Source organism: Streptomyces sp. NPDC048352, from assembly GCF_040651895.1.
Lineage (GTDB): Bacteria > Actinomycetota > Actinomycetes > Streptomycetales > Streptomycetaceae > Streptomyces.
The window spans coordinates 19,572-30,638 of sequence record NZ_JBEZKZ010000018.1 but is presented as its reverse complement, the minus strand read 5'-3'; the positions used below and the strand labels follow the sequence as shown (position 1 = coordinate 30,638).

Sequence of the window (11,067 nt, the reverse complement as noted above, 5' to 3'; positions counted from 1 at the left end):
GGGGCGGGCCCGCGGGGTCAGGGGAGCTCGGGGATGAAGGGCAGGTAGTCCTCCGTGCCCTCCGACGGCACCACCGCGTAGCTCGCCTCGGGCAGCTCGTTCCACACGCCGGCGAGGCTTCCGAGCGGTTCGGAGACCACCAGCCGGGTCGCGTCGGACACCTCGCGCAGGTACGGCAGCTCGGGGTACAGCTGGCGGACCGTATCGGCCCGGCTGCTGTAGTACAGGGAGCGGGACTTGCCCTGGCTGGAGTAGCGGAACGCCCATACGCGTTCGCCGTCGCTGACGGCGACGGTCATCTGGAGCGGGTCCGCCACGCCGTGCTCCTTGCCGAGCCGTTCCACGAGCCCCGCCATCCGGGCGACGGCGCCGGGGACGTCCTGGTCGAGGCCGAAGGTCACGGCCAGGTAGAACATCACCTCGGAGTCGGTCGACCCCTCGATGCAGGGGAACAGCGCCGGGTCGACGGCCATGCACAGGTCGCGCTGCAGCCGGTGGAAGTCGCTGATCGCACCGTTGTGCATCCACAGCCAGCGGCCGTGCCGGAACGGGTGGCAGTTGGTCTGCTGGATCGCCGAGCCCGTGGAGGCGCGGACGTGTGCGAAGAACAGCGGCGAGCGGACGTGCGAGGCCAGCTCCCGCAGGTTCCGGTTGTTCCAGGCCGGACCGATGTCCCGGAACACCGCCGGGGTGCCGTCACCGTCCGTGCTGTACCAGCCGATGCCGAAGCCGTCGCCGTTGGTCGACTCGACGCCCATCCGTGCGTGCAGGCTCTGGTCGATCAGCGAGTGCTCCGGCTGGTACAGCACGGCGTCGAGCAACATCGGCGACCCGGAGTAGGCGAGCCATCGACACATGTGCACCATCCCTCTCCTGAGTCCCGTCCGAGCCTAACGCGCCACACGATCGTGCGGCTCCTCGGCCGGCCGGGCGGGTGGCGCCACGTGCGCCAAAATTTCGTACGAATGTTCGGATCTGTCGGATCGGATCGCGGGGCCGTGGAGGAACGGCCGGGCCGCTGATCTCCTCCGTCGAGCCCGGGCTGCCGCCTCAGAGGCGCTCCTCCATGCGTATCGCCGATTCCAGGTCCTCGTGGGCCCGGCCCCTCCGGCCCTCCTGCCCTTCCAGGAGGGCCGCGGCGATCGCGTCGAGCTTGCGCTGGACGGCGTGCTCGGCGCGCCGTTCGGAGTTCTTGAGCAGCGCCAGCAGCAACAGCGACACCGCACCGATCGAGTCGCCCGCGAGGTGCTGCCACTCCGTCGGCAGACCCAGCACGTGCACCACGACGAAACAGGCCACCAGGGCCACGCAGAGGGCGGAGAAGACGGGGGAGCTCGTGAAGTTGGAGGCGAGCTCGGCCAGCCGCTCGAAGCGGCCGGCCCGCCCGTTCCCCTCGCCCTTCTTGGCGGGATGACGGAAGACCATGCCGGGCACCTGCCCCCGACGGCCCGCCGCACACGTGGCGTCAGCCCACCCCTAGCGTTCCGCGCCGGCGTCGTCCGGCCAGCCGTAGCCGGTGCGCGGCGGTTCGGGGACGGCGCCCAGCGCGGCCAGGTCCCGGTCCGCGGCCCGGCTCAGCTGTCCCGCGAGGTCCCGCATGGCGCGGCTCGCCGCCAGCTCGTCGCCGATCGCGGGAACGTCCACGTCCTGCGGATTGCACCGCGCCCGGCCCCGGCCGACCATCGTGGCCTTCCCCGTCTCGAGCACCGCCCTGGCCTTGGTCGTGCCGTCCTCCTCGATGAGGTAGACGCCGACCTTCCACTCCTCGGCGTGTGACATGGCGTGCCTCCTGACCTCCCGGGGCCTCGTGCTACCAGGATCCCTCCGCCCGGGCCGGTCCGGCCACGGCAGGGCGCACCGCCCCGGTCACCCGGCGGGGGCGAGGGCCGCCTGCGCCGGGCCGTCGGGGCGGACCGTGAGGCCGTACACCGCTCCGGCCGGGACCGAGGTGAAGACCGGGACGTGGCGGGGCAGCAGCTGCTCCAGCAGCGCGGTCGACTCGCGCAGGGCGAACTGCGTGCCGAGGCAGGCGCGGGGACCGATGCCGAAGGGCAGGTAGGCGCCCTGCCGGGCGGGCCGGCCGCCCGCGGCGGTGAAGCGCCGCGGGTCGAAGCGCTCGGGGTCCGGCCAGAGCTCCGGGTCGCGGTGGGTGAGGTACGGGCACACCAGTACGTCCGTCCCCGCCGCGACGGCGTGGCCGCCCAGGGTGTCGGCCTCGGTGGCGTGGCGGGGCAGGATCCAGGCCGACGGGTAGAGCCGCAGCGTCTCGCTGACCAGCGCCTGGAAGGCCTCCCGGCGCTCGGGTGAGCCCTCACCGCCGGCGGCGAGCGCCTCCTCGCGGGCCGCGGGTGCCGGTCGAGCAGCAGGTACAGCCAGGTCAGGGTGGTGGCGGTGGTCTCGTGGCCGGCCACCAGCAGTGTGACCAGCTCGTCACGCAGCAGCCGGTCCGTGTACTCGGGGTGGGTGACCGAGGCGTCGACCAGTACCTGGAGCAGCCCGGGCCCGTCCGGGCCCGCCGCCCCGTCACGGGCCGCGGCGACGGCGTGCCGGGCGACGGCGTCGATCCTGGCGAGGTCGGCGGCCACCGAGTCCCGGGCCTCGACCTCGTCGGCGGGCAGGCTCGGCAGCGCCGCCACCACGGCCGCCACGGCGGTGAGTTCCCGCGCCGTGCCGGCGTCCAGCGGATGGCCGGTGAGCGCACGCCAGATGGTGTCCAGGGCGAAGCGGCGCATCTCCTCGCCGACGTCGAAGCCCTCCCCGGTGCGCGCGTACCCGGCCCAGCGCTCGGCGGCGGCGCGGGCCGCCCCGGCGATGCGCTGCTCGTACCGGCGCATGCCCGTACCGGTGAACTGCGACTGCAACAGCCGCCGCTGCCGCTTCCACGCGTCCCCGGTCGCGGCCAGCACCCCGTCGCCGATCAGCAGGCGCGCCCGGTGGGAGCGCTTGACGTACCGGTCCGGATGCCGGGCGAGCACGTGCTGGACGGCCTCCGGCGCGGTGACCAGCACGGTGGGCCGCGGACCGATCCGCACGGCGGCCACCCCGCCGAGCCGCTCCCGCGCCAGGGTGAGCAGCTCGACCAACTCACCCCCTCCGCGGCGCCACCGCTCCACGGCGGCGGGGTCGAGCTCGGGCACCGGCCCGGTTGCGGCGTCTGTGGCCAAGGGACTTCTCCTGTCCGGCAGCGGTGGGGCGGCCTTCGCGGGGTGGTCTAGGACGGGGACGACCAGCGCTGTGAGGCGCTTCCGGTGCAGGAGTTGGTGACCAGGCCGGCGCTCATCCCGAGGTCGAGGCAGCCGCCGCTGTAGTCGTTGCGCAGGGTGCCGCCCGAGCCCGTGCGCCAGGTGCGGGCGAGGTCCTGGCCGCAGTCGCCGACGAAGACGGCCTGGCCGAGCATGTTGGCGTAGAGGCAGCCGCCCGTCTGCTGGTTGACCAGCTTGAAGCTGCCGTCGCCGCGGCTCTGCACCGTCCAGCGGGCCGTCGGGTCCGCGCAGTCCCCGTGGTCCGAGGAGCCGTAGACCTGGGTGATGCACTTGCCGTTGCCGGCGTTGCGGTAGCGGTGGGTGCCGGAGGCGGGAGGGGGGTTGGTCGTCGCCGGGCCGCCGCCGGGGGTGCCGGATCCGCCCTGCCCGTTCGGGGTGCCGGGGCCGGGGCCCGGGTTGGAGCCGGTGCCCGGGCCGGCGCCCGTGCCCGCGTTCCCGGCGGCCGGGACCGGGGGCGTGACCGGGCCGGCCGGCACCTGGCCCTGGGCCGGCGGCTGGCCCGGCGGCTGGCCCGGCGAGCCCGAGGGCGGGGCGGACGGGCCGCCGCTCGCCCCCGCCGAAGGCGACGGGCCCGAGGGGGCGGAGGACGGCGCGGGGGACGGCGCCCCGGAGCCGGCCGGGCCCGGGGAGGAGGCGCCGGGCCGGGCTCCGGCCTGCAGCGGGGTCACGTGCGGGAGGTACTGCAGGGCGAGGGTCGTGCCGCCCGCGACCACGACGACCGGGAGCACCGCGAGCAGCACCCGGGTGCGGCGCCGACGCTCGGGCCGGGCGTCGGCGGGCCCGGCGGCCGCGGGCACGGGCTTCCCGCCGCCCAGCGGGAGCGTCGGGAGGTCGACCTTCTGCACGTCTGCGGCGAACGCGGCCCGCTCGGTGAGCCGCGCGGTGATCGCCTCGGGCCACAGCGGCGCCTCGAACGGGCCGTGCGCGCGGGCCTGTTCGAGGAGTTCGGCCGCCGTCGGCCGCCCCTCGGGGTCCTTGTCGAGGCAGGCGGCCACGACCTCCCCGAGGGCGGGGTCCAGGGCCCGCAGCGGCTCCAGGTCGGGTTCCTCGTGGACGATGCGGTAGAGCACCCCGTGGCCCGACTCCTCGCCGAAGGGCGGCCGGCCGCAGGCCGCGTACGCGAGCACCGAGCCGAGGGCGAAGACATCGGTGGCGCCGCTCAGGGCCTTGGCCCCCGAGGCCTGTTCGGGCGCCATGTACGCGGGCGTGCCCACGACCATGCCGGTCCTGGTGAGCTGGCTCTGCTCGGCGGCCCGGGCGACCCCGAAGTCGATGAGGGTGAGCCCGTCGAGGGTCAGCATGACGTTGGACGGCTTGAGGTCCCGGTGCACCATGTCCAGGGCGTGCACCGCCGCGAGGCCCTCGGCGGCCTCCCGCAGCAGCAGCCACAGCGCCCGCGCGGGCAGCGGCCCGCCGTGCAGCTCGACCGCCTCGCGCAGGGTGAGCCCCGGTATGTAGGCGGTGGCGAACCACGGGGGCTTCGCGGTGCGGTCGCTGTCCAGCAGCGGGGCGGTGGCCTTCGCGGGAAGCCGGGCCAGGTTGTCGAGTTCGTGCCCGAAGCGCCGCCGGAAGTCCTCGTCCTCGCCGACGACCGACGCCAGCAGCTGCTTGACGGCGACGTACCGCCCGTCCAGGACCCCGAGGTACACCCGCCCCATGCCGCCGGCGCCCAGCCGGCCCGCCAGCGCGACGGGCCCGATCCGCTGCGGATCCTCCGCCTCCAGCGGCTGGGCCCCGCTTCCCCTCAGCTCTAACACGTCAGCCCCGTCAGGATCGTGATGGATTTCCAGAAACCTACCCGACGCGGCGTCATACTTCAGCAGTGATCCCGAACGATTCCGGGCCGGGCGGCCACCCGCCTCCGCCCCCGCGCCCCGAGCTCCCCGACCTGGCCGCCGCCCACCGGCGCGGGCCGGCCGCGGCGGTCGAGGCGAAGTGGGAGGCCCTCGCCCGGTACTGGCGGTGGATGGCCGAACACAGGAGGCGGGCCCTGCGGCCGGGCGGTGCGTACCCGGGCGCCTGCGCGCTCGTCGAGGCGGCCCGCGCGGTTCCCGAGCTGCGGCGGCTGTACCCCTTCACCAGCCACCTGATCCTGAAGTTCAGCAGCACCACCACGTTTCCGTACGACGTGCGGCTGCCCTCCGTCGAGCCCCTGGCCGGCGGGCGGTTCCGGGTCCGCCGCCACCTGCGGGGCGCCCCGGTCATCGGGGAGCCCGCCACCCCCGGCGAGGCCCTCGCCCTCGTCCTGGCCCACCGGCCGGCCGGCCTCGGGCCCGCCGCCGCCCGGCCGGGCAGCCGGACGCGCGGCCGCTGAGCCCGTACGGCCGGTGGGCACCACGACGCCCGGGCAACACGACGCCCGGGCCGGCCGGCCCGGGCGTCGTGGTCGGACTGACGGCGCCGGTCAGACCAGGTCGAACCGGTCGAGGTCCATCACCTTGCTCCACGCGGCGACGAAGTCCTCGACGAACTTGCGCTGCGCGTCGTCGCTCGCGTACACCTCCGCCAGCGCCCGCAGCTCGGAGTTCGAGCCGAAGACGAGGTCGGCGCGGGTGCCGGTCCACTTGAGCGCGCCGGTGGCGGCGTCGCGGCCCTCGAAGGTGTTCTCGTCCGCCGAGGCGGCCTTCCACGTCGTACCCAGGTCGAGCAGGTTGACGAAGAAGTCGTTCGTCAGGGTGCCCGGGGTGTCGGTGAACACGCCCAGCTTGGACTGCTGGTAGGTCGCGCCCAGGACGCGCAGGCCGCCGACGAGGACGGTCAGCTCGGGCGCCGAGAGCGTCAGCAGGTTCGCCTTGTCGACCAGCAGGAACTCGGCGGGCAGGCGGCTGCCCTTGCCGACGTAGTTGCGGAAGCCGTCGGCGACGGGCTCCAGCGCCGCGAAGGACTCGACGTCGGTCTGGTCCTGCGAGGCGTCCACGCGGCCCGGGGTGAAGGGCACCCGGACGTCGTGCCCGGCGTCCTTGGCGGCCTGCTCGACGGCGGCGGAGCCGGCGAGGACGACCAGGTCGGCGAGGGAGACCCGCTTGCCGCCGGCCTGGGCGGCGTTGAAGGACTCCTGGATGCCCTCCAGGACGCGCAGCACCGCGGCGAGCTGGTCCGGTTCGTTGACCTCCCAACCGGCCTGCGGCTGGAGGCGGATGCGGCCGCCGTTGGCACCGCCGCGCTTGTCGCTGCCGCGGAAGGACGAGGCCGCCGCCCAGGCCACGGAGACGAGCTGGGACACCGTGAGGTCGGAGCCGAGGATCCGCTCCTTGAGGGACGCGACGTCGGCGTCGTCGATCACCTCGTGGGTGCGGGCCGGCAGCGGGTCCTGCCACAGCAGCGTCTCGCTCGGGACCTCGGGGCCGAGGTAGCGCACGACCGGGCCCATGTCGCGGTGGGTCAGCTTGTACCAGGCGCGGGCGAAGGCGTCCGCGAACTGGTCGGGGTGCTCCAGGAAGCGGCGCGAGATCTGCTCGTAGGCCGGGTCGAAGCGCAGCGAGAGGTCCGTGGTCAGCATCATCGGCGCGTGGCTCTTGGACGGGTCGTGCGCGTCCGGGATGGTGCCGGCGCCCGCGCCGTCCTTCGCGACCCACTGGTGCGCGCCGGCGGGGCTGGTGGTCAGCTCCCACTCGTAGCGGAAGAGGTTCTCGAAGAAGTCGTTGCTCCACCGGGTCGGGGTCGTGGTCCAGGTGACCTCGAGGCCGCTGGTGATGGTGTCGGCGCCCTTGCCGGAGCCGTACGTGTTCTGCCAGCCGAAGCCCTGCGCCTCCAGGGGCGCGGCCTCCGGGTCGACGCCGACGTGGTCGGCCGGGCCGGCGCCGTGGGCCTTGCCGAAGGTGTGGCCGCCGGCTATCAGCGCGACGGTCTCCTCGTCGTTCATCGCCATCCGGCGGAACGTCTCACGGATGTCGCGGGCGGCGGAGAGCGGGTCCGGGTTGCCGTTCGGGCCCTCCGGGTTGACGTAGATCAGGCCCATCTGGACGGCGCCGAGGGGGCTCTCCAGCTCCCGGTCGCCCGAGTAGCGCTGGTCGTCGAGCCAGGTGGTCTCGGGACCCCAGTAGACGTCCTCGTCGGGCTCCCACACGTCGGCGCGTCCGCCGGCGAAGCCGAAGGTCTCGAAGCCCATGGACTCGAGCGCGACGTTGCCCGCGAGGATCAGCAGGTCGGCCCAGGACAGGCTCTGCCCGTACTTCTTCTTCACCGGCCACAGCAGCCGGCGGGCCTTGTCGAGGTTCGCGTTGTCCGGCCAGCTGTTGAGCGGGGCGAACCGCTGCTGGCCGGCCCCGGCACCGCCGCGGCCGTCGCTGATCCGGTACGTGCCGGCGCTGTGCCAGGCCATGCGGATGATGAACGGCCCGTAGTGCCCGAAGTCGGCCGGCCACCAGTCCTGGGAGGTGGTCAGCACCTCTTCGATGTCCCGCTTCACGGCCGGGAGGTCGAGGGACGTGAACGCCGCGGCGTAGTCGAACCCCTCGCCGAGCGGGTTGGCCACGGCGGGGTTCTTGGCGAGGATCTTCAGATTGAGGCGCTCGGGCCACCACTGGCGGTTCCCGCCGCCCTGGGTGGGGTGCGGGGCGCGCTCGTGCGCGACCGGGCAGCCGCCTGCGCCCTCTGTTTTGGCGTCGACGACGACTGCGTCGTGGTTCTCAGACATGCAAAATCCTTCCGGACCAGGCGGATCACGCTGTTCAGGAACGGGTGCGGTGCGGTGGGACGGCCGGGGTGCGGTGACCGGCCCTCGCCCTGCCGTCCGTCCTCGGACGGCGGCCCCGCCCGTCACCTCGCCGTCTCCTGCCGCTGCGGGGTATTCCTATCCCTTGGCTATCAACGCATCAGATCCTACGATGGACGCAGTCCAAGTCAAGAAGCACACCAAGCCCGGATCCCATCGGTTCTCGAGCCCCTCTCAAGGGCCCGGGGGCCGCTCGAACCTGAAAAAGAGGGGGGCCGACATGAGTGACCTGCTGGAACGCCTGCGCAGGCGCGGCTGGCGGTTGACGTCCCAAAGACGTGTCGTCGCGGAGGTCCTGGACGGCGACCACGTGCACCTGACCGCCGACGAGGTGCACGCCCGCGCGGTGGGGCTGCTGCCCGAGATCTCCCGGGCCACCGTCTACAACGCCCTGGGCGAACTGGTCGCCCTCGGGGAGGTGGCGGAGGTGTCCACCGACGGCCGGGCGAAGCGCTACGACCCCAACGCCCACCACCCCCACCACCACCTCGTCTGCTCCGGCTGCGGCCTCATCCGGGACGTGCGCCCGGCCGGGAACCCGCTGGGCGACCTCCCGGCGGGGGAGCGCTTCGGCTTCACGCTGTCCGGGGCGGAGGTCACCTACCGCGGCCTGTGCCCGGCCTGCGCCGCCTGAGGTCCCGTCCTACCGGTACGCGGCGAACGCCTTCGTGAAGGCCAGCGGCTCCTGGAGGACGGAACTGCAGGTGGCGTCGGCGTGGCCGAGGGCACCCGCCGCGCACTGCCGGTCGCGGGCCGAGGACCACATCGCGAGCCGGCCGACGCCCTTGGCGCGGGCGAACCGGACGAGTTCCGTCGCGTCCGCCACCGTGAAGACCTCGCTCGCCACGTCGTTGACGCCGATCATCGGGGTGACGGCCACCGTCTTCCAGGCCTGGGCGTCGGAGAGCCCGAGCACGCCCTTGAGCTGGGCCTGGGTCGCGGTCGCCGCCTGGACCGCGTACTGCCCCATGTTCCCGCCGTACGCGGGGCCGTAGTCCATCGCCATGATGTTGACGGCGCCGATCCGTACGCCGTTCCTCGCGGCGTCGGCCAGCAGGGCCACGCCGGGCTGGGTCAGCCCCTCCGGCATCACGGGCAGGGTGAACGCCACGTCGAGGCCCGGGTGCGCCTTCTGCAGCCGGGCTATCGCCTGGGCGCGACGGGTGTTGGCGGCGGTGTCCGGCAGGGCGGCGCCCTCGATGTCGAAGTCGACCTTGGTCAGCCGGTAGGCGTCGACCACCTTCCCGTACGCGGCGGCCAGTTCGTCGGCGGTGGCGCAGTTCAGCGCCAGCTCGCGCCCGGCGGCGCCGCCGAACGACACCCGCACGTCGCCGCCCGCCGTGCGCAGCGCGCCGATCTGGGCCGCGACCTTGTCGTCCGCGAGGCCGGTGACCCCGCCCCACAGCGGCGAACAGCCCCCGCCGGCGGTGACGAAGGCGAGGTGGAACTCCTTGACGCCGGTCCGGGCCGCGGTGTCGAGGAGGTCGTAGGCGGGGTACAGGGAGGTGTCCACGTACGGGGCGAACCGCGCGCCGGCGCCGGGCGCGCCGGTGGCCGTCGGGGTGGGGGAGGGCGGCGGCACCGGAGTCGCGGTGGCGGTGGCGGTGGCGGTGGCCGTGGCGGTGGCCGTGGGCCCGGTTGTCGGGCGGCCGCTCGGCAGGGGCGTCGCGCCCTGCTCCACCGAGCACTTCACCGCGTTGATCAGGCAGCGGGTGGGGTCGCCCGGCGTCCCGGCGCCGCTCGCCACGAACCCGACGGTCACGGAGGCGCCCGGCGCCAGTGTCCCGTTCCAGCCGGCGGGCCTCACGGTGACGCGCTGCCCTTCGACCGTGTGGGTTCCGTTCCACAGCGAGTCGATCCGGACGCCCGCAGGGAGGTCGAACTGGAGCGTCCAGCCGCTCAGTTCCCGCCCCGTCCCGTTGGTGATCGCGTACTGCCCGGTGTAACCGCCGCTCCAGGAGCTGGACTTGGTGTAGGCGGCCCCGACGGACGTGGCCTGGGCCGTGCCGGAGAACGCGAACGCCGCGCCCCCCAGCACGGCCGCCACCACGACCGCTCCGGCGGCCTTGGCCCCGCCGCTCGCCCTGCGCCGGTGCCCGTGCGTGCTGCTGCCCATGGAAATGCCTGCCTTCGTGTGACCGGGGACGGGGTACGGGGCAGCACGCTAGCCACCCCGAAACGGACATTCGTTCGCTTCGGGGTGTCATCGCCGAGCCTTAGGTTCCGCTTAAGCCGGCGGAAAGGTCCGCCTCAGGAATCAGGCGGCGGTCCAGCCGCCGTCCATCGGGAGCGAGGCGCCGGTGACGTGGCCGGTGTGGGGGCCGCAGAGCCACAGGGCGACCGCGGCCACCTCCTCCGGCTCGATCAGCCGCTTGATCGCGGAGCCGCGCAGCAGCACCTCCTCGACCACCCGCGGGGCGGGGATGCCGTGCGCCTCGGCCTGGGCGGCGATCTGCCGCTCCACCAGCGGGGTGCGCACGTAGCCGGGATTCACGCAGTTGCTCGTCACCCCGTGCGGGGCGCCCTCCAGGGCGGTGACCTTGCTCAGCCCTTCCAGGGCGTGCTTGGCGGTGACGTACCCGGACTTGAAGGGGCTGGCCCGCAGCCCGTGGACGCTGGAGATGTTGACCACCCGTCCCCAGCCGCGCCGGTACATGTGGGGCAGGGTCCGGCGCAGCAGCAGGAAGGGGGCGGTGACCATCACCTTCTGGAGCAGCTCGAACCGCTCGGGCGGGAAGTCCTCGATGGCGGCGACGTGTTGCAGCCCCGCGTTGTTGACCAGGACGTCGACCTCGGCGGGCAGGCGGCCGACGGCGGCCGGGTCGGCGAGGTCGGCCGGATGGGCCCGCCCGCCCACGCTTTCGGCCACTTCCGCGGCGGCCCGCGCGTCCACGTCCACGACGTGTACGAGGGCCCCGGCGCCGGCGAGCGCCACGGCGCAGGCGCGCCCGATGCCGCTGCCGCCGCCGGTCACCAGGGCCACCCGGCCCGCCAGGCCGGACGCTGTTCCACCGGATGCGGTGGTGAATCCGCTCGTCATGGCCCGAACGTTAGGGACGTACGCCGCCGCCTGCCGATGTGCGCCGCCGC

At 74.2% G+C, this 11,067-nt stretch carries 10 protein-coding genes and 1 pseudogene; 2 read left to right on the top strand and 9 right to left on the bottom strand.

The window, feature by feature from the left end:
* Positions 1-17 precede the first annotated feature (17 nt).
* The 6 genes and pseudogenes from AB0D45_RS12470 to AB0D45_RS12445 all read right to left on the bottom strand — a co-directional run bounded on the left by AB0D45_RS12470 (position 18) and on the right by AB0D45_RS12445 (position 5,020).
* Positions 18-857 (bottom strand): class II glutamine amidotransferase, encoded by an 840-nt coding sequence (locus AB0D45_RS12470; protein WP_361609380.1) that lies wholly within the window; start codon positions 855-857, stop codon positions 18-20.
* Between the two features lie 193 nt (positions 858-1,050).
* Positions 1,051-1,425, bottom strand: coding sequence for a hypothetical protein (locus AB0D45_RS12465; protein WP_362457673.1), 375 nt, complete (start codon positions 1,423-1,425; stop codon positions 1,051-1,053).
* A gap of 51 nt (positions 1,426-1,476) precedes the next feature.
* Positions 1,477-1,779: a DUF1876 domain-containing protein gene (locus tag AB0D45_RS12460; RefSeq protein WP_361609384.1), complete on the bottom strand. Its 303-nt coding sequence runs from the start codon at positions 1,777-1,779 to the stop codon at positions 1,477-1,479.
* Positions 1,780-1,866: 87 nt separating this feature from the next.
* Entirely contained in the window at positions 1,867-2,235 is a 369-nt protein-coding gene (locus tag AB0D45_RS12455; RefSeq protein ID WP_362457845.1) for a cytochrome P450, read from the bottom strand.
* A 167-nt stretch (positions 2,236-2,402) separates the two neighbouring features.
* A pseudogene (locus tag AB0D45_RS12450) lies at positions 2,403-3,041 on the bottom strand (cytochrome P450); the annotation flags it as partial.
* Positions 3,042-3,211: 170 nt separating this feature from the next.
* Positions 3,212-5,020, bottom strand: coding sequence for a serine/threonine-protein kinase (locus tag AB0D45_RS12445; RefSeq protein ID WP_362457670.1), 1,809 nt, complete (start codon positions 5,018-5,020; stop codon positions 3,212-3,214).
* 65 nt (positions 5,021-5,085) lie between these two features.
* On the opposite strand from AB0D45_RS12445, the gene AB0D45_RS12440 reads away from it, so the two are divergent.
* A complete protein-coding gene (locus tag AB0D45_RS12440) occupies positions 5,086-5,577 on the top strand; it encodes a DUF6193 family natural product biosynthesis protein (protein ID WP_362457667.1) in 492 nt (163 codons plus the stop codon).
* A gap of 90 nt (positions 5,578-5,667) precedes the next feature.
* Here AB0D45_RS12440 and katG read toward each other — a convergent pair whose 3' ends face one another.
* Positions 5,668-7,899: a catalase/peroxidase HPI gene (gene katG, locus AB0D45_RS12435; RefSeq protein WP_362457664.1), complete on the bottom strand. Its 2,232-nt coding sequence runs from the start codon at positions 7,897-7,899 to the stop codon at positions 5,668-5,670.
* Between the two features lie 298 nt (positions 7,900-8,197).
* Between katG and AB0D45_RS12430 the strand changes: the two genes are divergently transcribed.
* Positions 8,198-8,611, top strand: a complete 414-nt coding sequence (locus tag AB0D45_RS12430; protein WP_362457661.1) for a Fur family transcriptional regulator — start codon at positions 8,198-8,200, stop codon at positions 8,609-8,611.
* Positions 8,612-8,620: 9 nt separating this feature from the next.
* On the opposite strand, the gene AB0D45_RS12425 is transcribed toward AB0D45_RS12430, so the two are convergent.
* Entirely contained in the window at positions 8,621-10,093 is a 1,473-nt protein-coding gene (locus tag AB0D45_RS12425) for a cellulose binding domain-containing protein (protein ID WP_362457658.1), read from the bottom strand.
* Positions 10,094-10,234: 141 nt separating this feature from the next.
* Positions 10,235-11,017, bottom strand: a complete 783-nt coding sequence (locus AB0D45_RS12420; RefSeq protein ID WP_362457655.1) for a 3-hydroxybutyrate dehydrogenase — start codon at positions 11,015-11,017, stop codon at positions 10,235-10,237.
* Between the last annotated feature and the right edge of the window lie 50 nt (positions 11,018-11,067).

Coding starts and splice junctions, on each gene's coding strand:
- AB0D45_RS12470 (WP_361609380.1), bottom strand. CDS start 857: ATGTGTCGATGGCTCGCCTACTCCGGGTCGCCGATGTTGCTCGACGCC.
- AB0D45_RS12465 (WP_362457673.1), bottom strand. CDS start 1,425: ATGGTCTTCCGTCATCCCGCCAAGAAGGGCGAGGGGAACGGGCGGGCC.
- AB0D45_RS12420 (WP_362457655.1), bottom strand. CDS start 11,017: ATGACGAGCGGATTCACCACCGCATCCGGTGGAACAGCGTCCGGCCTG.
- katG (WP_362457664.1), bottom strand. CDS start 7,899: ATGTCTGAGAACCACGACGCAGTCGTCGTCGACGCCAAAACAGAGGGC.
- AB0D45_RS12425 (WP_362457658.1), bottom strand. CDS start 10,093: ATGGGCAGCAGCACGCACGGGCACCGGCGCAGGGCGAGCGGCGGGGCC.
- AB0D45_RS12430 (WP_362457661.1), top strand. CDS start 8,198: ATGAGTGACCTGCTGGAACGCCTGCGCAGGCGCGGCTGGCGGTTGACG.
- AB0D45_RS12460 (WP_361609384.1), bottom strand. CDS start 1,779: ATGTCACACGCCGAGGAGTGGAAGGTCGGCGTCTACCTCATCGAGGAG.